The organism is Shimia isoporae (genome assembly GCF_004346865.1).
In the GTDB taxonomy this organism is placed as follows: Bacteria; Pseudomonadota; Alphaproteobacteria; order Rhodobacterales; family Rhodobacteraceae; genus Shimia; species Shimia isoporae.
The window spans coordinates 1,554,603-1,578,663 of sequence record NZ_SMGR01000001.1; the positions used below are offsets into that span (position 1 = coordinate 1,554,603).

24 protein-coding genes, 1 tRNA gene and 1 other RNA gene are annotated in these 24,061 nt (G+C 55.6%); 7 read left to right on the forward strand and 19 right to left on the reverse strand.

From position 1 onward, the window contains the following. A complete protein-coding gene (nqrF, locus tag BXY66_RS07620; protein WP_132859544.1) occupies window positions 1-1,224 on the forward strand; it encodes an NADH:ubiquinone reductase (Na(+)-transporting) subunit F in 1,224 nt (407 codons plus the stop codon). A 67-nt stretch (window positions 1,225-1,291) separates the two neighbouring features. On the opposite strand, the gene BXY66_RS07625 is transcribed toward nqrF, so the two are convergent. From BXY66_RS07625 to BXY66_RS07685, 13 genes are all read right to left on the reverse strand, one after another. Further along, complete coding sequence (locus tag BXY66_RS07625) at window positions 1,292-1,762, reverse strand: peptidoglycan-binding domain-containing protein (protein ID WP_207911294.1); 471 nt, start codon at window positions 1,760-1,762, stop codon at window positions 1,292-1,294. Beyond that, entirely contained in the window at window positions 1,759-2,589 is an 831-nt protein-coding gene (locus BXY66_RS07630; protein ID WP_165929121.1) for an MORN repeat-containing protein, read from the reverse strand. The genes BXY66_RS07625 and BXY66_RS07630 overlap by 4 nt, the downstream gene beginning before the upstream one ends. 55 nt (window positions 2,590-2,644) lie before the next feature. Then, window positions 2,645-3,445, reverse strand: coding sequence for a hypothetical protein (locus BXY66_RS07635; protein WP_132859546.1), 801 nt, complete (start codon window positions 3,443-3,445; stop codon window positions 2,645-2,647). A 155-nt stretch (window positions 3,446-3,600) separates the two neighbouring features. Beyond that, a complete protein-coding gene (locus BXY66_RS07640) occupies window positions 3,601-4,431 on the reverse strand; it encodes a type II CAAX endopeptidase family protein (protein WP_132859547.1) in 831 nt (276 codons plus the stop codon). A gap of 128 nt (window positions 4,432-4,559) precedes the next feature. Next, window positions 4,560-4,649 (reverse strand) — tRNA-Ser (locus BXY66_RS07645). An 88-nt stretch (window positions 4,650-4,737) separates the two neighbouring features. Beyond that, entirely contained in the window at window positions 4,738-5,457 is a 720-nt protein-coding gene (locus BXY66_RS07650; RefSeq protein WP_132859548.1) for an alanyl-tRNA editing protein, read from the reverse strand. Beyond that, window positions 5,454-7,895 (reverse strand): DUF3772 domain-containing protein, encoded by a 2,442-nt coding sequence (locus BXY66_RS07655; RefSeq protein WP_132859549.1) that lies wholly within the window; start codon window positions 7,893-7,895, stop codon window positions 5,454-5,456. Before BXY66_RS07655 ends, BXY66_RS07650 begins: the two co-directional genes overlap by 4 nt. 14 nt (window positions 7,896-7,909) lie before the next feature. Further along, window positions 7,910-8,947: a cysteine synthase A gene (locus BXY66_RS07660; RefSeq protein WP_132859550.1), complete on the reverse strand. Its 1,038-nt coding sequence runs from the start codon at window positions 8,945-8,947 to the stop codon at window positions 7,910-7,912. A 59-nt stretch (window positions 8,948-9,006) separates the two neighbouring features. Further along, window positions 9,007-10,131, reverse strand: coding sequence for an NUDIX domain-containing protein (locus tag BXY66_RS07665; protein WP_132859551.1), 1,125 nt, complete (start codon window positions 10,129-10,131; stop codon window positions 9,007-9,009). Window positions 10,132-10,134: 3 nt separating this feature from the next. Further along, the gene (locus tag BXY66_RS07670) at window positions 10,135-10,569 is read right to left on the reverse strand and encodes a TrgA family protein (RefSeq protein WP_132859552.1); all 435 of its coding nucleotides are present in this window, start codon (window positions 10,567-10,569) and stop codon (window positions 10,135-10,137) included. Continuing rightward, window positions 10,569-11,777: an SAM-dependent methyltransferase gene (locus BXY66_RS07675; RefSeq protein WP_132859553.1), complete on the reverse strand. Its 1,209-nt coding sequence runs from the start codon at window positions 11,775-11,777 to the stop codon at window positions 10,569-10,571. The genes BXY66_RS07670 and BXY66_RS07675 overlap by 1 nt, the downstream gene beginning before the upstream one ends. Before the next feature lie 65 nt (window positions 11,778-11,842). Next, on the reverse strand, window positions 11,843-13,264 hold the full coding sequence (locus tag BXY66_RS07680; protein WP_132859554.1) for a cryptochrome/photolyase family protein: 1,422 nt from the start codon (window positions 13,262-13,264) through the stop codon (window positions 11,843-11,845). A gap of 46 nt (window positions 13,265-13,310) precedes the next feature. Beyond that, window positions 13,311-14,531 carry an aminotransferase class V-fold PLP-dependent enzyme gene (locus BXY66_RS07685; RefSeq protein WP_132859555.1) on the reverse strand — a complete coding sequence of 407 codons (1,221 nt, stop codon included), beginning with the start codon at window positions 14,529-14,531 and terminating at the stop codon, window positions 13,311-13,313. 201 nt (window positions 14,532-14,732) lie between these two features. Here BXY66_RS07685 and BXY66_RS07690 point away from each other — a divergent pair, with 201 nt between their 5' ends. Further along, window positions 14,733-15,476 carry a hypothetical protein gene (locus tag BXY66_RS07690; protein ID WP_132859556.1) on the forward strand — a complete coding sequence of 248 codons (744 nt, stop codon included), beginning with the start codon at window positions 14,733-14,735 and terminating at the stop codon, window positions 15,474-15,476. 51 nt (window positions 15,477-15,527) lie between these two features. Here BXY66_RS07690 and BXY66_RS07695 read toward each other — a convergent pair whose 3' ends face one another. The 6 genes from BXY66_RS07695 to BXY66_RS07720 form a co-directional block, all read right to left on the reverse strand. After that, window positions 15,528-15,944 (reverse strand): HIT family protein, encoded by a 417-nt coding sequence (locus BXY66_RS07695; RefSeq protein ID WP_132859557.1) that lies wholly within the window; start codon window positions 15,942-15,944, stop codon window positions 15,528-15,530. A gap of 75 nt (window positions 15,945-16,019) precedes the next feature. Continuing rightward, entirely contained in the window at window positions 16,020-17,012 is a 993-nt protein-coding gene (gene acuI, locus BXY66_RS07700) for an acryloyl-CoA reductase (protein WP_132859558.1), read from the reverse strand. A gap of 46 nt (window positions 17,013-17,058) precedes the next feature. Continuing rightward, a complete protein-coding gene (locus tag BXY66_RS07705) occupies window positions 17,059-18,162 on the reverse strand; it encodes a dimethylsulfoniopropionate demethylase (RefSeq protein WP_132859559.1) in 1,104 nt (367 codons plus the stop codon). Next, the gene (locus BXY66_RS07710) at window positions 18,153-18,671 is read right to left on the reverse strand and encodes a DinB family protein (RefSeq protein ID WP_243694321.1); all 519 of its coding nucleotides are present in this window, start codon (window positions 18,669-18,671) and stop codon (window positions 18,153-18,155) included. Before BXY66_RS07710 ends, BXY66_RS07705 begins: the two co-directional genes overlap by 10 nt. Beyond that, entirely contained in the window at window positions 18,671-19,375 is a 705-nt protein-coding gene (locus BXY66_RS07715; protein WP_132859560.1) for a DUF1326 domain-containing protein, read from the reverse strand. Before BXY66_RS07715 ends, BXY66_RS07710 begins: the two co-directional genes overlap by 1 nt. A gap of 2 nt (window positions 19,376-19,377) precedes the next feature. Beyond that, complete coding sequence (locus BXY66_RS07720) at window positions 19,378-20,181, reverse strand: DUF2182 domain-containing protein (RefSeq protein WP_132859561.1); 804 nt, start codon at window positions 20,179-20,181, stop codon at window positions 19,378-19,380. 94 nt (window positions 20,182-20,275) lie between these two features. Here BXY66_RS07720 and BXY66_RS07725 point away from each other — a divergent pair, with 94 nt between their 5' ends. The 5 genes from BXY66_RS07725 to BXY66_RS07745 all read left to right on the forward strand — a co-directional run bounded on the left by BXY66_RS07725 (window position 20,276) and on the right by BXY66_RS07745 (window position 24,053). After that, the gene (locus BXY66_RS07725; RefSeq protein WP_132859562.1) at window positions 20,276-21,007 is read left to right on the forward strand and encodes a FadR/GntR family transcriptional regulator; all 732 of its coding nucleotides are present in this window, start codon (window positions 20,276-20,278) and stop codon (window positions 21,005-21,007) included. Between the two features lie 241 nt (window positions 21,008-21,248). Further along, window positions 21,249-21,598: a transfer-messenger RNA gene (gene ssrA, locus BXY66_RS07730) on the forward strand. A gap of 171 nt (window positions 21,599-21,769) precedes the next feature. Next, window positions 21,770-22,201 (forward strand): ester cyclase, encoded by a 432-nt coding sequence (locus tag BXY66_RS07735; protein ID WP_132859563.1) that lies wholly within the window; start codon window positions 21,770-21,772, stop codon window positions 22,199-22,201. Between the two features lie 48 nt (window positions 22,202-22,249). Continuing rightward, window positions 22,250-23,500: a chromate efflux transporter gene (gene chrA, locus BXY66_RS07740; protein WP_132859564.1), complete on the forward strand. Its 1,251-nt coding sequence runs from the start codon at window positions 22,250-22,252 to the stop codon at window positions 23,498-23,500. 79 nt (window positions 23,501-23,579) lie between these two features. Next, complete coding sequence (locus tag BXY66_RS07745; protein ID WP_132859565.1) at window positions 23,580-24,053, forward strand: SspB family protein; 474 nt, start codon at window positions 23,580-23,582, stop codon at window positions 24,051-24,053. Window positions 24,054-24,061: the final 8 nt, after the last annotated feature.

Consider the following 24,061-nt stretch of genomic DNA (forward strand, 5'->3'; position numbering starts at 1 on the left):
ATGGAAACATTTACTCTTGGCGTGGTGCTTTTCACTCTGATCGTTCTGGCACTTGTGACGATCATTCTTCTGGCGCGCTCCAAACTGGTTTCGACCGGCAATGTCAACATCACCATCAACGGTGAGAAAACCGTATCGGTTCCCGCAGGCGGTAAACTCCTGCAGACTCTGGCAGAGCAGAAACTCTTCGTACCTTCTGCCTGTGGCGGCGGCGGTACATGTGCCCAGTGCCGTGTGCGTATTCACTCCGGCGGCGGCTCAATCCTGCCAACCGAAGAAAGCCACATCACCAAGCGCGAAGCCGCTTGCGGCGACCGTCTTTCCTGTCAGGTGGCCGTGAAGCAGGACATGAACATCGAAGTTCCCGAAGAAGTCTTCGGCGTCAAAAAGTGGGAGTGCACCGTGCGCTCCAACGAAAACGTCGCGACCTTCATCAAGAACCTCGTGCTGGAATTGCCTGAAGGCGAAGACGTGAACTTCCGCGCCGGCGGTTACATCCAGATCGAGGCCCCGGCCCACAAGCTGAGCTACAAGGATTTCGCGGTCGAGGAAGAATATCACGAGGACTGGGACAAGTTTAACTTGTGGCAGTATGAATCCACTGTGTCCGAACCCATCGAACGTGCCTACTCGATGGCGAACTATCCGGACGAAAAAGGCCTGATCATGCTGAACGTCCGTGTGGCATCTCCGCCTCCGGGCTCGCAAGGTATCCCGCCGGGTCAGATGTCCTCATACATCTTCAACCTGAAACCTGGCGACAAGGTCACCATTTCCGGCCCGTTCGGGGAATTCTTTGCCCGCGACACTCAAAAAGAGATGGTCTTCATTGGTGGTGGTGCCGGTATGGCACCGATGCGCTCGCACATCTTCGACCAGCTGAAGCGTCTGGAGAACCGTGACCGCAAGATTACCTTCTGGTACGGCGCACGGTCCAAACGTGAAATGTTCTTTGTCGAAGACTTTGACGGTCTCGCCAAGGAGTTCGACAATTTCGATTGGCATGTGGCATTGTCCGACGCCCTGCCCGAAGACGATTGGGACGGCTACACCGGCTTCATCCACAACGTTCTTTATGAGGAATACCTCAAGAACCACCCGGCACCGGAAGACTGTGAGTTCTACATGTGTGGTCCACCCATCATGAACCAGTCCGTGATCAACATGCTGCTGGAACTCGGCGTGGATCGCGAAGACATCATGCTCGACGACTTCGGCGGCTGATCGATAGAAAACAAATCAAAAAGCCCCGCCAACCGGCGGGGCTTTTTTGTTCCAAGGCGTTGTTGTCTTAACCGCCCATGCGGCGCATGTGCTGTAACAGATTCTGGGTGATGCGATTGTCCTGCGGCAGCCCGTGATCACGTTGATATGCTGCGATCGCTCGGCCCGTTGCTGGACCGGCCTTGCCGTCCGCCGGTCCGGGATCATATCCAAGTCGACGAAGCGCCAATTGCACTTCATAAACGAGGTTGACTGCGCTTTTGGGCTTGGGCCGTTGAACCGGCTGCTGTGCCCTGTATCGATCCCAGCGCCGGTATTCATAATATCGGCGTTCTCGGTCAATTTCACGCGCCGCGCCGTCTATCGCGCCAATCGTACCCCCGATAACGGCACCGTCAATGGCGCCGTCTTCGCCGTCAATGATACCGCCGATAATGGCACCATCTATTGCGCCATCAATAAATCCGCCCCACATGTCGGCTTGCGCAGCACCGCCAAAAGCCACTCCAGTCAATAAAATCACGGATGCCAGTCTCATTGCGTCGGCTCCCCGTTTTTCCACACCTCTACAACAGCCTCCGCATCCGCGCCGCGAAACACCAGAACTGTGCCCTGAAGCTCGCCTTTGACAAACCGCCCCTGCACAACAGTGCCATCAACAGTTGTCAGTGTGCCAATGCCGTCAGGAATTCCTGCTTGGAATTGACCAGAATAGTGATCCCCCTCAGCGGTCAGATAAAACCCCTGCCCCGTTGCAAATCCATTTTGAAACTCGCCGGAATAAAAGTCGCCGTCCACAAGCTCGAGAATGCCATCGCCATGTCGTTCCCCCTTGTCAAATCCGCCAATGTATACTTCGCCATTTGCGGAGCTGCTCTGCCCGAAACCATGCGGAAGATCATCCACAAAGAAACCGCTGTAGCGTGCGCCGTCTGCGCCAAGGAACTCGCCTTCGCCGTGCAACTTGCCCTGCTTGAATTCACCGGTTTTCCGATCCCCATTGGCGAAAACGACTTCGCCTGAGCCATTCAGATATCCGTCTTCAAAACTGCCGACATGGCGCACAAAGTCGCCGTTGCTTGACAAATTGAGTACACCCTCTCCGTTGAGCATCCCGCGCGCCATTTGCCCTTCATAGCTCGCCATAAGATCGCCCCCGTCCATCCAAACAAGCGAGCCTTCGCCTGATGCCATCCCGTCTTTGCATGGTCCGACCCAATGCACTGTCTCCGTAGGTTTGGGAGAGCTGTCAAAAACAACTTTGCAGCCACTAATCGGATCGGACGCAAAAAACTCTTCCGCCGTTAACGGCAGCGCAAAAACAACGCCAACACCCAGACTCAAAACCATTTGGCCGAACTGCATGATCATCTCCCTTGTCTGTCGGATTGCAATTGATCCACGAATCCAAACGGACTTTTCATGGGAAAATGTAGCTCAGTCCGAATTTGAACTGTTGTTTGTTCGCGCCAGCTGCGGCCTCGACCAGATAATAATAACCAATGTTAAAATCTATCGCACCGCCGTTCGGCTGCGCCCAGGTCTTGCCGGCTGTCAGACCAATTGGCACTGTCCATTGAGAGCCCGAAGGCGCCGCATCATTATAGGCAATTGTGTTGTTATAGCCAAAATACGACCCGCCCAAAAACTCGGTGTTATAAAACACGATCGGTTGGATCGTAGTGACGTTCACATCGTTTTCCCCGCGGATGTGTCCGATGATGCCGCCGTAGGACAAATCACCCGCAAAACCAAAAGCAACCGCTGCCAGCCCAAGCCCGTCTCCCAGTCCCGCGAGCGCAGGGTTTTCACGGGTCTGCACCGAGACTTGAGGTCCGAACCCGATACTGAGCGGACCTAATTTGGTGTTCGGTACCCAGAACGCCTGCAGGATCGTGTCTGAAAAGCCTGTAATGTCGCTCGGCGTAGAAGGCACGCTGTTGTAGTTGATCACACCGCGCAAAATCAGATGCCCCGTCTCGCCGAAATCGATCGAATACACCGGTTGAATCTGGTAATTCGCCGTTTGATTTCCGCCCGAATTGTCAAAGGTGAAAGTGTTGTCTGTAAAGACAGCAGTCACCGGCGCCAAAGGGTCCTGTGCCTTGCGGGCAGCAAGACAAGCCGCATCACAGGCCTCCTCTGCTGCCACAGCAAATGAAACTACAGAGGCTGCAACTGAAAGACATGTGGCCATCAGGGGCTTGATGATACGTCTCATGAAATCACCTGTTCAAATTACACGCGTAACGCCGTCCAACTGATCGTACACCGTTTGGTCAACCGTTCAATGCCGACCATGTGACTTTCAGGTGATGACAGAAGCGTTTGGAGAAAAGCCGGCACTTGGCAGACAAATGGGCTTTGCCGTGTTTGTCAGCGGCCATCGTCCGCGACCCGCGTTTCTTTACGGGACAGGTTCTCGGCACCACTGACCGCGACCAATGCGCCGGACACGACCGCCATAACGACGGTAAACACCAAAACGCCACCAAAGTCCCCACGGTACACATCGACATATCCACCAAACCAAGCGTTTCCGGCGCCATGCATCACGGCAGCCACCAAAACACTGCCGCCAGTGTTGTTAAATACCCAACCGAATTGAACAGACCATGCCATGCAAAAAACGACGTACCCACCGATAGCAACGATCCACCCTGCGTCCTGTAGCCAGTCGTTCTGGACCGTTCCTTCAACCATAAACAATGGCAGGTGCCACAATCCCCATAGACACCCGATGCAAAGACAGGACGCCAGTGCCCCAAACCGCGCTTGCAACCTCGGCATAGCAAACCCGCGCCACCCGAATTCTTCTCCGAAGCCGGCAAGGAGAGTGAGCAACAAAATGAGCGGTACAACTTTCCAAATCGGATCGAGCCCGTCCCATGTGACCTGCGGTCCGCCAATGACGCTATAAAGATAGAGAGCGGCGACCGAGGGTATCACGGGAAACACAAGCGCGAATGCCCACCAGCCCAATCCAACACGCCATTTAAGTCCGCGTTTCAGCAGGTTGTAAAATCCCTTGGCGCCACCGGTGAGAAACGCCAGGACAAACCCGGCCAAAGACGCACTCAGTGCCCCCAACTGGCTCGCTTCTTTTGGCAGAAATCCAGCGGACACAGCCCACAACGGGACAATTCCAAACACCATCGCCAAAACTGTCAGGCACAGAGCCGGATGTTTGACAACGATCTCGCGCAATGCTGGTTTCTCGTCAGATGTGTCCACAAATCAAAACTAACGAAGAACTGGGCACGACACACGACAAAGATTTTACGGCCAGCGCTTCACGCGCAACCTCATCAAGTATCTGATTTTCAAGATGAAAGTGGCGGAGAGACAGGGATTCGAACCCTGGAGACGGTTTCCCGCCTACACACTTTCCAGGCGTGCGCCTTCGACCACTCGGCCACCTCTCCGCGCTTTGTCCGCGCTGTTTACAGCCAAACCCGTTCCGCCTGCAAGAGGCAAAAGCACTTTATTGAAGCGATTTTTTGCACACTTTCTTCAGCTGTCCAGATGCAGGTACACGCGACGGTTCTGTTTGCCTTTTTTCTCGATCTTTCCGAGCCTTACAGGGCCAATCTCAGCGGTGCTGGCCACATGCGTGCCTCCGCATGGCTGTAAGTCGATCTGATCTTCACCTTCGCCGATCCGCACCAATCGCACGTGCCCTGCCCCTACGGGCGGTTGCACGGACATGGTTTTCACAAGCCCCGGATTCGCTTCCAACTCCGCATCGGTAATCCACTGCTCTCCAACCGGCAAATCGCGTGCAATCAAAGCGTTCAGAGCCTCTGCAAGCGCCTCTTTGTCTTCGGGCGCTTCCGGCATATCAAAATCCAGTCGGCCTTTTTCGGCTGAAATAGAACCGCCCGTAACCGGAAGCGGGACAACCACAGAAAGCAGATGCAGCGCGGTATGGATCCGCATGTGCCCATAGCGCCGCCCCCAGTCCAAACGTTGAACCACCAACTGTCCCACCGGCGGCAACGCCTGCGGTTCTGCAGGCACCAATACGATCTCACCCTCGGGCGTTTTCACCGTGGTCGCGATCTCGAGCGACTGATCCCCCCAGGCCAGAATTCCGCTGTCTCCGGGCTGACCTCCACCGGTCGCATAAAACACCGTTTGGTCGAGAATGACGCCTCCTTCGGCCGTATGTCCAACCACGGCTGCGTCGGTCTCTTTCAGATATGCATCTTCACGAAACAACAGTTCTGTCATCTGGCGTCTCCATCACCGTCACCCTCGCTACCGGGCATGTCTTCCAGATCCGGTTCGACCGGTTCCCTTTTTTGAGCCAGTTGTACAGGCTCCTGAGGGGTGTTTGCAGCGTCCTGCGCGCCATCATCCGCAGCCACACCGCCAAGAGCTTCGGGGTTCCGGATCCAGATATCACGCTGGGCGTAGGGTATTTCGATACCTTCTTCCACAAATCGTTTGGCGATTTCATGGTTGATTTCGGAGCGCACCGACAATGACCAGTTAACGTCCCGAAGAATGGCACGGATTTCAAAATCCAGACTATCCGCGCCGAAGCCTTGAAAAACGATCCCGGGCGCCGGGTTCGCAAGCACCATCGGATGTGCCTCGGCAATCTCGCGAAGGATGCCCTCGACACGGCGGGTGTCAGTGCCATAGGCCACACCAACCGGTACAATGATCCGCCCGACGGTGTTCCCGCGTGTGTAATTCGTCACCGTACCGGAAATGAAATCCGAATTCGGGACCACGACATCCGTACGATCAAATGTTTCGATCCGTGTGGCCCGAACCGAAATATCCCGCACATACCCCATCTGCCCGCCGACTTCGATCCAGTCTCCCTCTGTGATCGGGCGCTCAATCAACAGAATGATGCCACTGACAAAGTTGCTCACAATGGTCTGCAGTCCAAAGCCGATCCCGACCGACAAAGCGCCAGCAAACAAAGCTACATTGCTCAGGTCAATTCCGGCAATCGTGAGCGCCACAAGAGCGGCCAGGAATATCCCGACGTAGCCGGAACCGACCACGATGGCGTTCTGTCCGCCTGGATCAAGCTTCGTCTTTGGCAGGATGTTGTCGCGCAGCATGCTTTGGGAAAGCCGCGTCAACATGTGGCCGACCGAATAAACCAACAGGAAGATAAAGATAGTTCGGGGAGAGAGCGTCATGTCTCCGAACCGTAGTCCGGACGCCAACTGGCTCCATATCTCTTGAAGATCAGCGACCCTCGCGCCCCAGAAAAGCGCCAGAATCGGCATCGTTGCGATCACCAGCATCGCGCCAATCAGAACCGCCGCCAGAGAGGAATCGTCATCATCGCGACCTTCCAGTGCGGCAAATATCTTTTGCACCAGACGTTGAATTACGAGGATGAAGGCGATCAACAAAACCGTCTTGGTGGCGGCAAAAACAAGAAATCCGCCCGCCCGCGTCAGGCCGAAAATCCCCAACGTTACGCTCACAATGGCCGCTGCCAACATAAATCGCGAAACGAAAACGACGATCAAACCCGTGGCACTTCGACGGCTTTCGTCCGGTACCACCATCTGCGCCCCTTGACGGGCAACAAGACGGCTCAAGACGCCCATACAGATCGCGGCAAACATCGTCGTCGTAAAGAAGACAACGGCCTGCGCTTCCAGTTGCCAGTTGTCATACCGTGCCAATTCCGAAAACAGGGTGTTCACGGCAAGGAAAACACCCAGAGCCGCCGATGCATGTCGCCCTTGTACCTTTTCGACATTGCTCAATTGGATCGGCAGCAACGGATCTTCATAGCGGGAGAAAATCCGCTCCCCCAGCCAGCGCGCCACCAAAACCTGGAAGGTCAAAAGTGGAAGGTTGGACAAAACGATGTCCCCGCGAAGCCCCGCCAGATCAGTGGCGTAGACTGCTTTCGTCAAAGCAAAGACGCCGAACATTGGCAGGATCACCTGCCCGAATGACAACAGGAAAAGCATCACCCAACGCGCGGCAGAGATCTTGCCTTCGCGCGTTAGCATATGTTCCAGACCCGAACGGACCCAGCGCCCGCCCCGCAAGATTAGGAGCCCTCCGACCGCGAGGTAAAACAGAATGATCGGAAGAGTTTTGCCAAGGCTGTTGCTGCGTTTTTCATGCACCCAACTGGTCGAAAACTCGAGCCCCATCAAAAGCAAGGACCGCTGAACATCCTTCCATGCAGGCAACCAAATTGCAGGGTTTACCGGAATTGGCCCCGGCTCGATCAAAAGTTGCGTCTGCCGATCGCGCATCAGGACGTCAATTGCGCGGATTAGCTCCGAGGCCTCCGCCTGTGCCAACTCCGCGCGCCGCGCAGGCGCCCGGGCAAATGCCAGCTGTTTCTCCAGTGTGTCCCGTTCCGCAGCGACATCCTCTGGATCACCGCCCTCCGGCACTGGCCCAAGGCTTTGAAGCTGAGCCTGAATGGTGCTGACCGAGACGCGGCTCTTGGAGCTTTCCTCTCCAAACACATCCCGCCAAAGATCCAGCTGGTTGCGCAATGCATCCATAGCCGCTTCAGAGGCGCGATTGTTGTCAATCGCCTCTCCCGCCCGCTGCACCACGCGGTTCCATTCTTCGTAGTCCGGCGGTGACGTCTGCGCAAAGCCCGCTGTCACCGACCAAAGCATGAGGGTCGCGCATATGGCGACCAGACGCACTATGGCTTGCATAAGCCCCTCGCGTGTCAGACGTCCTCAAAAACGCCGGGAATGCTGCTCGGTCCGGTTTCACCAAGCCACTCTGGCGTAGGCAAACCCTTCTCCTTGAGGAACGCCGGGTTGAACAATTTCGACTGATACCGCGTGCCGTAATCGCACAGGATCGTCACAATGGTGTGCCCTGGCCCCATCTCTTTGGCCATGCGAACCGCACCGGCAACGTTGATGCCGGAAGATCCGCCAAGACACAGGCCTTCTTCGGCCAAAAGATCAAAGACATAAGGCAGTGCCTCTTCATCGGAGATCTGGAAATTCATGTCGGGTTTGAACCCTTCGAGGTTGGCTGTAATGCGGCCCTGCCCGATACCCTCGGTGATCGATCCACCCTCGGATTTCAGCTCCCCGTTTTCGTAGAAATTGTAAAGCGCCGCCCCCATTGGATCAGCAAGGCCAATCTTCACACCCTTGCCTTGAAGAGCTTCTGCGACACCGGCCAACGTGCCCCCCGACCCAACCGCGCAGGTAAATCCATCCACTTTGCCGCCGGTCTGTTCCCAGATTTCAGGACCCGTGGTTTCCACATGCGCCTGGCGGTTTGCCACGTTGTCGAACTGGTTTGCCCAGATTGCTCCGTTCGGTTCCGTCTTCGCCAGCTCCTCGGCCAAACGCCCTGAATAGCGAACGTAGTTGTTCGGGTTCTTGTAGGGCGCTGCAGGCACCTGCACCAACTCCGCGCCGGCCAGACGCAGCATGTCTTTCTTTTCCTGCGACTGCGTTTCCGGGATCACGATCACGGTCTTGAAACCCATTGACGCGCCAACAAGAGCCAATCCGATACCGGTATTGCCCGCAGTGCCTTCGACGATTGTTCCGCCCGGCTTCAATGCACCGCGCGCAATTGCATCTTTGATAATATAAAGCGCCGCGCGGTCCTTGACCGACTGCCCGGGATTCATGAACTCGGCCTTGCCATAGATGTCACAGCCCGTCGCCTCGCTCACTTTGTTGAGCCGGATCAGAGGGGTATTGCCAATCGCTTGGGCCAGATCGCGCGCAATGTGCATCGATGACGTCCTTTTTCTTTTTTGTTCGCTCTTCTGTGTAGGACCGCGCGTTGACAAACTCAAGCACCAGCGCGCAGCCGCTCCCGATGTCGTGACAACCATAATGCCATAAGGATGAGAGGTGCGTTGTCCAATTCCCGCCTGTCCACGAGTTCCATCAGTGCGTCATAGCTGTAAAGGTAAGACCGAATGTCCTCCGCCTCATCTTCCAGACCAGACACCCCAATAACGTCGTCAGGCAAATTTGTGATGCCGACGTAAAGGTGGAAGTATTCCGTACAACCTCCCGGAGACGCATAAGAACTTCCCACTTCCTCGAGACGCTGCAATGTAAGTCCGGCTTCCTCCTGGGCCTCCCGATGCGCGGTGGCCTCTGGCGTTTCTCCACCGTCAACACGGCCTGCAATGGGCTCTAGTTGCCAGACCTTTCTGTCCCCGCGTGCGGTTGGTCCCAACCTGAATTGCTCAACCAGCAAAACCTTGTCCCTGACAGGATCGTAAGGCAGGACAAGTGCCGCATCCGTGCCCATGAACACGGCGCGATTGACAGGTTGGGACATGCTGCCGTCATATCGACGGAAACTGACATCTACTTCTTCAATTGCAAAAAAGTTGGCATAGGGTCGTTCCAGCCGGTGGATCTCGATGTCCGTCACATCAAATCCGCTGGGATTATGACGAATTGGCCCACTCTCGGCCAAAACTTTAGCACTGGCTCTGGCCTTGATCGTCGGCAACATCCGGTCAACTTCACGTCGCGATCTGCTACCGAAATAACTCATTTCTTCCATAGCCTTATGGACCGTAAATGATCCATGCCGCTCGCTCCAGTCTTTTAGAGACCAATCGCCCTCCGGCTGCCAGACAGCACTTTCGCTGAAATATACCTGCGCGGATGTCACAGCGCCGCCCACAACAACATCCACCGGCTTTAGTGCGTAATCATACCCGCCTTCATAGAAATCTAGTCGGTCGACGTCCGTTTGGCTCAGGTTCCGAAGCAGCAGACCTTCGGCAGTACCTTCACCAACAGACAGGATGGGAAAGTCCTCACCAACAACCCCGTTGACACGGTGTCCGGGCAAAGTGCCGATCACCATATCAATCTTGTCCGCAGGACGATCAAGTACAGCTGCCAAAAGCGGCACGTGTCTCAACGTGCCATACACAAACAGATCAGCCATGCCTCATCCCCAGCGACGGTAGGCGTAATCGATCAGAAAACCGGAGATCAGGCCGCCAACAGCCAAAACAACAAGCACAACGGGATGCGCAAGATAAAGCCCGTACTCCAGCCCGATCGCAACGATTTGCTCCAACGCTTCAACAGGTTCGGTGTAATAGCGCTTCATTGCACGTTGCAGCATCTCGTAGCCGCCAAACACCAAAAGCCCGACAACCACGAGAATGATCACACCGGTGATCCCGTTGTTTACCGGCCCTGCCCGCACGGCCTTTGGCCCGACAATCTTCCATCCGACAAACATCCCGACGCCTGCGGAAACCAATGTCATATACCCGGGATCAAATCCCTCGGGCAGTTGTGGTTTGACAAGTTCAGCCACAATCGCGCCGAGAAAGGCGAGACAGATGGCGGCGACCAGATTGTTTGCAGTGGGCATCAGTTGGGTCTTGAGATCGTGATTTGAGTCACGTCGCAGCTTCCACTGTGAAACGCCGCAGCACAAGAGGTGAGATAAAAATTCCACATCCTGCGAAACCTGACATCAAATCCCAGCGGCTGGATCTGGTCCCACTTGGCGTTGAATGTATCGAACCAACGGCGCAGCGTCTGGCTGTAGCTCTCGCCAAATTCAACGCTCCGCTCCACCAGCATTCCGGCTTTTTCAACCTCGCGCCGCAAGACTTCCGGGCTTGGCAACATGCCACCGGGGAAGATGTATTTCTGTATAAAATCAACTTCTTTCCGATAGCCCTCAAACCGCTTGTTGGCGATGGTGATGATCTGAAGTGTCGCGTTCTTTCCGGGCTTCAAACGCTCCCGTACCGTTTCGAAGTACACTGGCCAGTACTTTTCTCCGACCGCTTCGAACATCTCGATACTTGCAATCCCGTCGTAGGTTGCCGTTTCGTCTCGATAGTCCTGAAGCTTGAACTCAACCAAGTCGGACAATCCAGCCTTTTCAATACGTTCCTGCGCATACTTAAGCTGTTCTTCAGAGATCGTCAGCCCCGTGACACGCAACCCGCGCTCCTTCGCAGCGTATTCCGCGAAGCCGCCCCAACCACATCCGATCTCTAGAACATGATCACCGGGTTTAACCCCCATCTGATCCACCATGGAGGCATACTTTGCGGTTTGAGCTGCCTCCATACTTTCTTGGCCGGTTTCAAAGATGGCCGAAGAGTATGTCATCGTATCGTCAAGCCACAGACCGTAAAATTCGTTTCCGAGATCATAGTGATAGGAGATGTTCTTCCGCGCCTGCTTTCGGGAGTTCCGATTCATCCAGTGGCGCATCCGCTCGTAGAATCTCACAAACGCCATGCCAGGGAACCCGTCATAAACGTCGTCGTTGTCCGACCTCAGAAAATCACAGAACGCCTGAAGATCAGGCGTGCTCCACCATCCATCCAGGTAGGCTTCACAAAAACCCAACTCGCCTTCGCGCATCAAACGGGCAAAGGTCTCACCGTTGTGGACGTGCATCTCACAAACCGGTCCGGGCTTGCCCCCCTGAGCGCGAAACACGCGCCCGTCCGACATGACAAAATCAATCCGCCCCTCGTTCACCTTCTTTGCGATTTGAAAAACCGCAGGAAAATACCTCGGCAGGTCTTGTTCATTTTGCGTCGTCGTCAGGACCATCCACATCTCCCCATCGTTGTGGTTGTTGTTAAGGCTAGGCGGTCAAAACCGCCTAGGGCAAGAAATTATTGGGTTTTGAAGGTTTCGTAGGCCGCAAGCGCCCGCGCGCGCCCTTCTGCGAGGTCCACCAAAGGCTCGACCGATTTGTCAGTCAACTTCAAACCCCAAGACACTGGAATTGCGTCAAAAAACTGGATCGCAGATTCACTTGCGCACGACATCTCGTCGGGCAGCCAGCGGGTCAGATACCGCGCTTCGGGATCAAATTTGTCCGACTGGGTTTGCGGGTTGTAAATGCGAAAATACGGCGCCGCATCCGGGCCGGAACCAGCCACCCATTGCCATCCCATGGCATTTGATGCCGGATCCCAGTCTACCAGACAGTCTTCAAACCAGCGCATTCCGAGCCGCCAATGAATGCCCAGATGTTTGGTCAGATAACTTGCGGTGATCATCCGCGCCCGGTTGTGCATTTTGCCGGTGACATACAGTTCACGCATCGCTGCATCGACCAGTGGCTGTCCCGTCCGACCCTGACACCAGCGCAGGAAATGCGGATGGTCCTCGTCGTCTATCCAGCTGAACCCGTCCCACTCGGGCCGCCAATTCTTGGTTTCAATCTCGGGATAGTGCCACATCAGATGCCAGGCGAATTCTCGCCAGACCACCTCTTTCAGGAAGTGTTCCGCGCCAGCAGCGCCTTCCTGCATCCGTCGGCGCCCCGCGTGCCAACACTGTGCAGGACTGATCTCTCCAAGGCTCAAGGCGTCAGACAATTCGGACGTGACCTCAGCATCAAGATAGTCCCGTTTTGCTTTGTAGGCTGCGATCAGGTCTTCACAGAATTCTGCCAACCGAGCTTGGGCCGCAGGCTCTCCAACTCGAACGTATTGGCGGACAACATCCGCGCCCCGCCGCATTTCCGCCGAAAGCTTCCAGTTTTCCCGTGCCTCTCCATGAGGCCAAGTCTCGGGCGCGGGGATTTGGTCCGGTGCCTTCAGCGGTGCCGGAACGCCGACCTCGCGCACCGCCTTCCAAAAGGGTGTGTAAACGCGATATGGCCCGTCGGTTTTGGTCTTCACCGTCCACGGCTCAAACATCAGCGCACCGGTAAAGCTCTCGACCTCCAACCCATCGGCTTTCAGGCTCGCTTTTATGTCTGTATCACGCGCCACTGAGGACGGATCATACAAACGGTTCCAATACACAGCCGTTGCGCCGGACTCGCGCGCAAGGTCCTGCAGAACATCGAGTGCCTTGCCACGCCGCATCACCAGCTTGCTTCCCATCGCCCCCAAACGGTCTTCAAACGCCGCCAACGCCAAATCCAACCGGAATTTAGGTGCGGCGCCCAATGACTCAACCTGAGGGTCGCAGATGAATACCGGCAAAACCGAACCACGACGTATCGCGGCGGTCAAAGCCGCATTGTCGGTCAGGCGGAAATCACGCCTGACCCAATAGATGGAAATCGGTGAAATACTCATGGTCCTCTCGTATTTCAAAGACTTACGGGAGGATTTTAGCAGTGGATCACAATACAGCGTCCAAAGATTGCAAAAGCTTGTCGATCTCCGCTTTTGACGTGTAATGCACGAAACTCAGTCGCAAAACGCCCTTCTCCATGTCCACACCACAAGCTTCCAGCGCCCTGCCCGCATAAAAATCCCCGCCGCCGGCCATAATACCGTGATCAGCCAGCTGCGCCGCCAATGCGCCACCGTGAACATTGGCGGCCAAAGCCACCGTTGGCGCCCGCTCAGAGGCACGCGAGGGACCAATCAAGCGGACTGAATTTTTGCTTGCAGCGTAGTCCAGAACCGGCTGCAACAATGCCGCCTCATGGTCACGCATTAAATCGTGCACAGCCGCGCCTGTGGCTGCAGGAGTCTCACCGATGACACCGTGATGTGCGGCCAACGCTTCGAAATAATCCACCATTCCGGCACAGGCGGCGACTTGCGCGTGATCCGGTCCCGCAGGCGTGAATCGCTTGTAAAGCGTGTCGCCGTTGAAATGGTGCCCTTGATTGGGAAGCAACCACCCGAGGCTCTCACGCATCACCATTATGCCCTGATGCGGCCCATAGGTTTTGTAACTGGAAAACAGATAAATGTCGGCACCAAGCGCCCCTACGTCCGGCAAACCGTGCGGCGCGTAGCTGACCCCGTCAACGCATACAAATGCCCCCGCAGCATGCGCGAGCGCCGTGATCCTCGCCACAGGATTGATCTCGCCAACAACGTTGGAACAATGTGGGAAACACACCAACCGCACGCGATCATCCAGCAACTCATTCAGCTTTTCGGGATCTAGAGCTCCAGTCTCCGGATCGATTTCCCACTCACGTACGTCAATTCCCGCGTCAGCTAGGCGTCTCCACGGGCCGGAATTGGCTTCGTGATCTTGATTAGTGACCACAATCGCATCACCGGGATCCATCCACTGTCGGAAAGCTTGGGCCAGAACATATGTGTTTTGCGTCGTGGATGGGCCAAAGGACACTTCTTGCGCGGCAACACCCATCAGGGCCGCCAGACGCGCCCGCGCTTCATCCATCTCCGCTCCGCCCAATTCGCTGGCGCGGTATGGCGCATAGGGCTGAACTTTGCGTTCCCGATAAAAACGCGTAAGCCGATCGATCACTTGTCCGCAGGTGTAGCTACCACCGGCATTCTCGAAGAATGCCTGCCCTTGCAAACTTTGCTCATCAAACGCCGGGAACTGCGCCCTTACAAATTCAACGTCCAACATCTCGCACTCCGTTGGTTCCGGCCCAAGCTGCGCTTAGACCGGCATGTTTATTTTCCAGCTAGTAAGAAAAGCATTCCACATTGCCGTCAAGCACATAGCCGCCTCTTGACCGGCGGGGCCAAACCGCATCAAGTCGTTGCATAACGAGTTTCATTCGGTGCAAGCAATTTATTTTCAATTCACTTTCGCAGGGAGACCTTAATGTTCCGTCCAATTTCGCTCGCACTTTGTCTGGTGGCTTCCAACGCCTCGGCGTCCGACGTCGGCTCCGACGGCAAGTATTTCGTTTACAACGGAACGAAGTTTTTGACCAAAGGAGCACAAGCCGTCGCCGCTCCGGGGCAAACCGGAAGAATCACGGGAAAAGGACTACTAGGTTTCTTCACCAAAAACGGATTTGCGCATTATGCCTACACATCGGCTGGCGGAACCCGACCGGCCACAGAATTCGAGATCGACGGCAGCTTGCTGGCCTCCGGAAACGTCAACGTATCCCTTGCCGCCGGCGATGTTGCCGAAGTTGGTGTGGAAGCCGAAGCATCAATTGACACGAACAAGTCTTACAAAGGCTTGTTTGTTGAAGTGAAAGACTGGCCAGCTGTAATTAATGAACTCAACGACTTCGCGGCGACACAACCTGACGGAAGTGCTATTTTTAACAAAGACTTCCGGGTCATTTCTTCCGTACTTTATGTCACCGGATACACTGACTCTATGGACATCGAGTTCGATGGAAGCGTCAATTTGGAGGTCGAGCCAACCGATGAAATTTCGGTTGTTGGTACTGTCACCGGTGAAGGTTCAAGGTCTTCGTCGTTCAGCCTGTCAGACGGAAGCACGGTTGCATTTAGCCTGCGCCATGTGTGTTGGAACAACAAAAAAATCGTGGATATCGTTGCGGATGTTGTCGGCCAGTCACGCCCGGGAGACTGCGACAAATACTGAGGCTGGTTGATATCGGTGGCCTCTCGCGATGGAAGGCCACCGACAGAGTGTTTAATCCAATACCGCGCGGATCTTGTCGGCTTGCTCTTTAAGCACGTCAAAATCCGCCATTGTGCCCGGTGGGCGCAGTTTCACACCGGCATGGCGTGGCAGAACATGGTAGTGCAGGTGAAACACCTCCTGCCCGCCCGCAGCCTCGTTAAATTGTTGCACCGTCACGCCTTCAGCGCCAAAGGCCTGCATCACCGCGTGTCCCATTTTTTGCACCGTCAACAAACAGGCAGACAATTGCTCAGGGCTTGCGTCCAACATGTTACGGCAGGGCGTCTTCGGGATCACCAGACAATGCCCGTCTGCACGCGGCATGATGTCCATGAAAACAAAAGTGTTTTCATCCTCATACAGTTTCTCCGACGGGATTTCCCCGCGCAGGATTTTCGCGAAAATGTTGTCGTTTTCATAAGACATGGCGCGCGGTCTCCGTCAGCAATACAAAAGGCGGGCAAGTTTCCTCACCCGCCGTTGTCGAGATTTGTTGCTTGCTTATGCGTTGACGTCAACCACAACGCGACCCTGAACCTGACCCTTCAGAATATCCGCGCCCAAACCGGGCAGATCGGTTAGGGTTGCGGGCTTCACCATCGCTTCCAGCTTGTCCATCGGCAGGTCACGCGCAATCCGTTCCCATGCACGCAAACGGTTTTCGTATGGCTGCATGACCGAGTCGATGCCCAGAAGGTTCACACCACGCAGCAGGAACGGGATAACGGTTGCCGGCAGCGCCGCTCCACCGGCCAGACCGACGGCCGCAACAGACGCGCCATACTTCATCTGCCCCAGAACCCGCGCCAGCATCTCGCCACCCACGGCATCGACACAGCCGGACCATGTCTCGCTTTCAAGAGGGCGTTTCACGGTTTCGTTCAGGTCTTCCCGCGCCACAATCTGCGTTGCGCCCAAAGACTTCAGATAATCGCCGCTTTCCGGACGCCCTGTGACACCAGCCACCTCGTAACCGAGATTGGCCAGGATCGCGACGGCGACCGACCCCACACCGCCTGCTGCACCCGTCACCAGAACGGGACCATTGCCGGGTGTCAGACCATGATCTTCCAGCGCCATAACAGACAACATCGACGTGAAACCCGCGGTGCCAACCGCCATGGCCTGCTGAGCGGAGATCCCTTCCGGCAGAGGCACAAGCCAATCCGCTTTGACACGCGCTTTTTGGGAATAGCCGCCCCAATGCGCCTCACCCACACGCCAGCCGGTCAGAACAACCTTATCGCCCGGCTTGTAGCGGTCATCGCTGCTTTCCTCGACAGTGCCCGCGAAATCAATGCCCGGCACATGCGGATACTTCCGCACCAGTCCACCGCCTTTGGCAGACAGGCACAATCCGTCCTTGTAGTTCACTGTAGAATATTCGACCGCAACGGTCACTTCGGCGTCAGGCAAATCCGCCACCGAAAGCTCCTTGATCGAAGCGCTCGCCAGACCCTCTTCGTTCTGGTCCATCACCAATGCATTGAACACTTTGTCATTCTCCTATCTAGCGGCGCTTTCGCGCCGGAATATTTCGCTATGCCCAGAAGGCCTCGTAAACGGTGGCAGGCCGCACCCCATCCGGAGTCAGAACATCCAACTCGGTTCCCACATCCCAATGCGTCATGCGGATCATCCCAATCGAAACATTCGTATTGAAATCGGGGGAAAATGCCGCGCTGCTTATGTTGCCGACGTGGTGCTCTCCATCCATCACCGGCCACAATCGGTCACAAGCCGCCACTGGGGCCCCATGAATTTCCACCGGCCTAATCTGTCGCACGGGCCCCTCTTGCGCCACGCGCAGCAGGGCATCCCGCCCGACACAGCCAATGGCCGTATTCGTGTTGCAAAACCGACCCAATCCACATTCGTGCGGCGTGTTGTCATCGGTCATGTCATTGCCATAGCTGAGCAATCCGCCTTCGATCCGTTCGATCAAATTGGGACAGCCCGCACGCACATCAAGATCCTTTCCGGCTTCCATCAAGGCGTTCCAAAGCGGCATGCCGATGTCGCCGCCTTCAACGTAGATTTCGAACCCTCCCTGCTTGGAGTACCCGGAACGCGCCACGACAAGGCTACGTCCCTGAAACTCGAACCAGCCAAAGCGGAAAAACTTAACATCACGGACCTTGTCTCCAAACACCCGCGCCATCAACTCATCGGCAAGCGGCCCCTGCACCGCCAGAGGGCTCACATCCGGCTCATCCACCAACACATCAAGCCGGTAACCATAGGCAATACCCTTGACCCAAAACAGCAAATCGCTGTCAGCAATGGAAATCCACCATCTGTCCTCGGCCAGCTTCACGGCCACGGGATCATTCAGCATCCCGCCCGTTTCGTCCACGATCGGCACATAAAAACACTGCCCGGGCAGCATTGAGCGCAAATCCCGCGGTGTGAGCATTTGCATCAAGCGGCCAGCGTCCGGACCGCGCAACTCAACCTGCCGCTCTACGGCCACATCCCACACCTGAACCGCCGACTTTAGATGCCGGTAGTCTTCTTCAACCGAGCGGAATACTGTGGGCAAAAGCATACGGTTGTAGACTGTGTAAGCCTTTACGCCTGCTGCCTCCACGCCTTCCGAAAACGGCGTTCGACGCAGCCGACGCGATGGGGAAATCAGTGCCATGACGAACCCTCCGGCATCAAAACGAGATCAGTTGCTCCCGGATCACGATCCAGGCTGGTCAGCATCGCGTGAATCTGTCCGCGATGGTGGGTTTGGTGGTTAAACAATCCGACGACACAGTCCGCCAGCGGTTTGGACATCTCCCTGTCCAGCATCACCGCGTGCCAGTGCAAATCGCCGCTCAAAGTGTCTTCGCTCACCCGATCCGCCCATTGCCCGATCCGCTGATCCATGCGCAGTCTTTCTTGCGACCAAACCGCGAATGTCGGGCATATATCGATGTGCTCTTTGGCCGGAACCGATGGCCCCTCGCCACCGTCAAGCCGGCTCATCCACAGGAAATCGCCCCAAAGGATATGATTGAGTGTTGCCATGACCGAGCCAAAAAACGCGCCGCGATCAGCCCGTAATTCCGCCTCGGTCAGCTTTTCACACGCCGCCCGCACCTGCCCGTTCTGCCACGCGTTATAGCGGGCCATCATCTGGCAATATGCAGGCGTCACAGTCATTACCGAGGACCTTTCCAGTCGATCGGGCATATCTCCGCGGACTTGCCGCCAAAGTCCCAGACGCGGCCGAAGTCACGAACTTTGGACTTGGTACCAACCGCTGCAATAATGTCCGGCCCCATCCAGTACTTGGAGTTGGAAATCATAACCGGGTGGTCGGGACTGGCACCGTCCAGCATTTCGACCTCACCCTGAATCTTGCGCCCGACATAGAGCCCGCGCTTCTTGCCGTCGCGCACGATCTCCACCTTCTCACGCTCTGCCGAGAAAATGTCGCTGACCAGCATTGTGAACAGGCCTGTCGTGCCGCCCGCCTTGCCCGAGAAGATTTCGAGCAGACCCTGATAGGCCTTACCGCTCGCACGATCATCCACATAGGCTGCCACGCGCCAGTCGCCTTCCGCCATCTTGCCGGGGATGTACACCATCAGGCCGACGTTGAGCCCGGACAGGTCCTCACCTTCGTAATGACCCTCATCAATGGCAATCGCCATCCAGGCCTTACAATCTCCCTCTGTCGGCGGGTGCTGACCCAACGACACAACGCAGGGACAAAACACTGTGCAAGAGCAGTTCAGGATCAATTCGCCTTTGATCGCCCATTCCGTTGGCGTCATCTTGCGACGCTTTGGGTTCGTCATCCGGTTGTCGATCCGTTGCGACACCGGCAGCTTGTCCGCATCAGGTTTGCGCTCCACAGCCATGATTATCCTCCATAAATCAGGTTTGGCATGACGCAGATCACGCCTCCGCCAACGATCAATGCCACGCCCATCGGCTTGGTCACATGGTGACCGATTTGCGGCAACTTTTCCAAGACCATAAAGAGCGTCGCGAGCCCCATCCACAACAGGCTCATAACGCCGCCCACAAAACCCAGAGCCATAAAGCCCCAGCAGCATCCGACACAAAATGCGCCAAGGCCAAGCCCCATGCGCAGTCCGCCTGCGAACCCGGTTTTCCAATGTCCGAGGAAGTAGGTCATCGGACTATGACACACGCCGTGACAGACCTCCTTGGCGCGAGTGAACTGGAACGCTCCGACGGCAATCATCAATCCGCCCGCTACCCACGGGCTCTTAGCAATACCAAGCATATCCACAACGCCACCGAACAAAAGCGCAAGCTGAACTGCCGTGATCAATGCTGCAAACGCCACCCAAACAATAAAGTAGCCCAGCAAAACGCCGACCCAGCCACCCCAGCTGCCATCTGCGCTTACCATCAGCCTTTGATAGTTTGTCAGGGTCGGCACAATCGTGGGCAACATCATTGCCGCCATCATGATCGCCCACATCGCAAAAAGCGGGCCAAAATTGGCCATCGGCATGTACATCGGCATGCGAGGATCCATCATCGCCATGCGTTTGCCCATCTCGCCCGGGCGACCAATGAAATCCACATCCATGGACCGGGCCATGTCAAACATGACCCACCACGCGATCAGGATAGCCGCGAAGAACGACAGCCACAGAATACTGCGAACGGACAAAAATCCGGTACGTGTCATATCTCCTCCCTTAGATGCCATCACTAGCGACTCGACCTTTGCCATTTTTAATGTCAGACAATTGAAGCAGCCGCAAACACTAAATGTCTGACAAATGAAAATCGACCCACAAAGCCCCGCAGATCTTTCTGCTCAAATCGCCAAGGCGATCCGCGACGCCATTGTGAACGGCCAGATGATCGTTGACGAGCGCCTGCCTTCGGAAACCGAACTCTGCGACCAATTCGATGTGTCCCGTTCCACCGTCCGAGAAGCCCTAAAGCGGTTGGCGGCCCAGAACCTGATCCGTACGCAGCGCGGCGCCACAGGAGGAGCTTTCGTTCGCCGACTAAGCTATGACGAAGCGCAGTCTCAACACGTGACCACCTCGACGCTGCTGCTGTCGATGAACGCGGTGGATTTTGAAACGGCCTGCGAGGCCCGCTTTGCGCTGGAGCGCGCCTGCGCCCCTTTGTCCGCGACACGCCGTACACCCGACCATCTGGCGACGATGCGCGCGGAAATCCATCGACAGGCTCAGCCTGGCCTGTCTGACGAGCGCTTCTGCGACAGCGACGTAGCCTTTCACCGGGCTTTGGTGGACGGCGCCGGAAACCCCGTTCTGTCTTACCAACTGGCAGGCGCGGTCGAAGCCATGCAGCCTCTTATGAATATGATCACCTTCACCCAACGCAATCGAGACGAAATTATTTCGCTTCACACCCAGATCGCGGATGCTCTCGAAGCTCAGGATGGTACAAAGGCCGACACCGCCCTCTCCCAACTTTCCGACTACACGTTGACGTTAGGCCGCAAGGCGATGGAAGCACGCGCCAGACGCGACTGAACATTGCGAGCAGGTCGGTGAAAATACGACCACCGCCAATCCCTGAGAGCGATTGTCAACACGCTGACATCTTGACGCGTCCGTTCGCTCCCGAACGCCCGCCACATCTGGCTGGTCACTGGTTTGACGACATACGACCATGCGCTCCAGTTTCCCGGACAATTCAACGCACAAACGTCACCGACGTTTTGCCGACGCAATACCGACGTTGTGCAGACAGGTATTTTTCCCAAACAACCCGCCCCTTGCGACTCGCGCCCGCGCCGCATATCTAAATACTGTTCCTTCGGGGACTATGGACATAAACGCGCTTGTAATAAACGGATCGGACCCGGGGGCGGTACCCGGCGTCTCCACCAAACATCCTTCATTTGGGGATCATGGGGACGAAATAGGATCGACGGACGTCTAAAGAAGTTAGCTTTGTCTCGGCTGTCTGCCACCGTTATCGGCGAAACTAGTACAATTGCAAATGACAATCGTGCTCCGGTAGCAGTCGCTGCGTAAGCAGTGCCTAAAACCGAACTTTAAGCCCTGACGCTAGCTGCCTCAGGCGGGGTTCGCAGGTACCTGGCAACAGAAACCTGCACCTAACCTTCTGAAGTATCTACTTTTTCAGCTTCGATAACGCTGGATCCCTTTGATTTATTGATCGAACGGTGTCTTTGGCCGGTCTGGAATCCCCGACCATCGGATCGTTCCGGGTTAAACACTTCAATAACACTTTCACCATAGATTACCCGCTAAGGTGGAAACTTGGGGATGAAAATGGACAAAAAGCAGATCATCAAAGACTGGTTTCAAAGGGTCTGGATTGACATGGATCTGGACGCTGTTGACGAATACTTCGAACCTGACACCGAAGCCGAAGGGCTTTTGCCGGACTTCGGCATCGGTCCCAATGACTTCAAAGTCTTTGTGCCGATGTGTCGAGCGCTACTCGAAAGCCTTGAAGTACACGTCGATAAGGTTCTGGAAGAAGGCAATTGGGTCTCGGCTATTACATCGATGCGCGCAGTGAACCCAACGACGGGTCAACCTTTCGCCGCACATGGTCAGCTGTTCTGCCGATTCAAAGAGGACAAGATCGTCGAAGCCTACAATGCGTTCGACTATCTGTCTTTCTTCACACAACTGGGGTATCTGCCGCCGCAATCGCTAGAGCTGGGTCTCACGGGGCAAAAGATCGCCTGACAAAAAAATTCACTTGGTTTTTTGACGCCACGTCTCTAGCCAAGTCGCATGACGCAGGCAACCAACCTATCTGAACTGTTCCGAACCTTCGGACGCATCGGCCTTTTGTCGTTCGGCGGACCAGCCGCGCAAATAAGTCTTATGCATCAGAGCCTTGTCGAAGAAAAAGCCTGGCTAAAAGAAAAGGAATTTCTGGGAGCGCTTTCGTTTTGCATGCTTCTTCCCGGACCGGAAGCCATGCAACTTGCGACCTTTTGCGGCTGGAAATTACGTGGCACGCTCGGCGGACTGATCGCAGGCCTCCTGTTCGTTTTACCAGGAGCAGCGGTGATCTTCGGCCTAGTTGCAATTTATGCACTGTTTGGCGATCTACCCTTGGTTAGCGCGGCTTTTCTAGGTGTCAAAGCGGCGGTTGTAGCCATAATCCTTCAAGCTTTGCTCCGTTTGTCCGGCAAAATGTTGACGACTTGGTTCAATCGGATCATCGCCATGGCAAGTTTCGCCGCGCTGTATTTCGGAATTTTGCCGTTTCCCGCAGTTATTGCACTGTCCGCGACTGCGGGTCTGATCATAAACGCAACAGATAATGCGGAACCAACAACGGAATCCAAGCAAATCAGTGGCAGTCACACGCTGCGCACCGCATTGATCTGGGGAGCATTATGGGCTGTTCCTATTGGGCTTCTGTTTCTGGCCGACGCCCCGTTCCTGCAAGACGTCGCTGTCTTCTTCTCTCGCCTGGCTGTCGTCACCTTCGGGGGCGCTTACGCTGTATTGGCTTATATGGTGCAAACCGTATCACAAGACTACGGCTGGCTGACAACAGGCCAAATGATGGATGCGCTTGGCCTTGCAGAGACCACGCCAGGTCCTCTTATTCTGGTCACCCAATTTGTCGCGACACTCGCAGGATACCAACAAGGTGGTCTCTGGTTGGGGTTCGCAGCGGGTTTGACCGCTTTGTGGTGCACCTTCGTGCCCTGTTTTCTCTGGATTTTCGCAGGCGCGCCCCATGTGGATCGGATTCTTGCCTCTCCAAGGCTAAGCAATGCACTCACAGCAATATCCGCAGCCGTTGTTGGAGTGATTGCCAACCTCGGTCTCTGGTTCACGGTCAATCTGCTTTTCCCTGAAACCGTTTTGACCATAGTCGGCGAAGTGCCAGATGTGACCTCAACCAACTGGATCGCAGCCGCGTTGACCGCCCTCGCCTGCGCGTTGATATTTTTTGCGCGCCTCTCTCTTTTGAGCACTTTGGCGATCTGCGCTGCCGCCGGTCTGGGATTAGGTCTCCTTTAGAAGCTAATTTTCGCCCAGTCGTCTTTCGTTTCGCGCCGAATCTACTATGCTGAACGCAAGTCACTCAAAGAGAAGAGCCATGTCCCGCACAATCGACTATGGAAACCTCATGCACCGCGCAATGCGGTCGTTGATTCAGGACGTGCTGACGGATGTGCAAGCCAACGGTTTGCCGGGCGACCACCACTTCTTTATTACCTTTGACACGCAGCACCCTGAAGTCGACATCGCGCCTTGGCTGTCTGACCGGTATCCGGGCGAAATGACCGTCGTGATGCAGCACTGGTATGATGGGTTACGCGTTACGGACGAAGGTTTCGCCGTAACGTTGAACTTTGGCGATAATCCTGAACCTTTGTACATTCCCTATGACGCAATCAAAACATTCGTCGACCCGTCGGTCGAGTTTGGACTGCGCTTTGAAACGCAGGATGACGAAGACGATGAAGATGAATTGCTTGATGAAGTAGAAGACGAGATTACCGTCGAAGAGGTCGAAGAAGAACCCCGAAAAGACGCCGAAGTTGTGTCGCTGGACAGCTTCCGGAAATAACCCGCACA

Bases quoted from the DNA above. Each gene is read 5' to 3' on its own strand.
- nqrF (WP_132859544.1), top strand. From the start codon at position 1: ATGGAAACATTTACTCTTGGCGTGGTGCTTTTCACTCTGATCGTTCTG.
- BXY66_RS07625 (WP_207911294.1), bottom strand. From the start codon at position 1,762: ATGAGACTGGCATCCGTGATTTTATTGACTGGAGTGGCTTTTGGCGGT.
- BXY66_RS07630 (WP_165929121.1), bottom strand. From the start codon at position 2,589: ATGCAGTTCGGCCAAATGGTTTTGAGTCTGGGTGTTGGCGTTGTTTTT.
- BXY66_RS07635 (WP_132859546.1), bottom strand. From the start codon at position 3,445: ATGAGACGTATCATCAAGCCCCTGATGGCCACATGTCTTTCAGTTGCA.
- BXY66_RS07650 (WP_132859548.1), bottom strand. From the start codon at position 5,457: ATGACAGAACTGTTGTTTCGTGAAGATGCATATCTGAAAGAGACCGAC.
- BXY66_RS07655 (WP_132859549.1), bottom strand. From the start codon at position 7,895: ATGCAAGCCATAGTGCGTCTGGTCGCCATATGCGCGACCCTCATGCTT.
- BXY66_RS07660 (WP_132859550.1), bottom strand. From the start codon at position 8,947: ATGCACATTGCGCGCGATCTGGCCCAAGCGATTGGCAATACCCCTCTG.
- BXY66_RS07665 (WP_132859551.1), bottom strand. From the start codon at position 10,131: ATGGCTGATCTGTTTGTGTATGGCACGTTGAGACACGTGCCGCTTTTG.
- BXY66_RS07670 (WP_132859552.1), bottom strand. From the start codon at position 10,569: ATGCCCACTGCAAACAATCTGGTCGCCGCCATCTGTCTCGCCTTTCTC.
- BXY66_RS07675 (WP_132859553.1), bottom strand. From the start codon at position 11,777: ATGGTCCTGACGACGACGCAAAATGAACAAGACCTGCCGAGGTATTTT.
- BXY66_RS07680 (WP_132859554.1), bottom strand. From the start codon at position 13,264: ATGAGTATTTCACCGATTTCCATCTATTGGGTCAGGCGTGATTTCCGC.
- BXY66_RS07685 (WP_132859555.1), bottom strand. From the start codon at position 14,531: ATGTTGGACGTTGAATTTGTAAGGGCGCAGTTCCCGGCGTTTGATGAG.
- BXY66_RS07690 (WP_132859556.1), top strand. From the start codon at position 14,733: ATGTTCCGTCCAATTTCGCTCGCACTTTGTCTGGTGGCTTCCAACGCC.
- BXY66_RS07695 (WP_132859557.1), bottom strand. From the start codon at position 15,944: ATGTCTTATGAAAACGACAACATTTTCGCGAAAATCCTGCGCGGGGAA.
- BXY66_RS07705 (WP_132859559.1), bottom strand. From the start codon at position 18,162: ATGGCACTGATTTCCCCATCGCGTCGGCTGCGTCGAACGCCGTTTTCG.
- BXY66_RS07710 (WP_243694321.1), bottom strand. From the start codon at position 18,671: ATGACTGTGACGCCTGCATATTGCCAGATGATGGCCCGCTATAACGCG.
- BXY66_RS07715 (WP_132859560.1), bottom strand. From the start codon at position 19,375: ATGGCTGTGGAGCGCAAACCTGATGCGGACAAGCTGCCGGTGTCGCAA.
- BXY66_RS07720 (WP_132859561.1), bottom strand. From the start codon at position 20,181: ATGACACGTACCGGATTTTTGTCCGTTCGCAGTATTCTGTGGCTGTCG.
- BXY66_RS07725 (WP_132859562.1), top strand. From the start codon at position 20,276: ATGAAAATCGACCCACAAAGCCCCGCAGATCTTTCTGCTCAAATCGCC.
- BXY66_RS07735 (WP_132859563.1), top strand. From the start codon at position 21,770: ATGAAAATGGACAAAAAGCAGATCATCAAAGACTGGTTTCAAAGGGTC.
- chrA (WP_132859564.1), top strand. From the start codon at position 22,250: ATGACGCAGGCAACCAACCTATCTGAACTGTTCCGAACCTTCGGACGC.
- BXY66_RS07745 (WP_132859565.1), top strand. From the start codon at position 23,580: ATGTCCCGCACAATCGACTATGGAAACCTCATGCACCGCGCAATGCGG.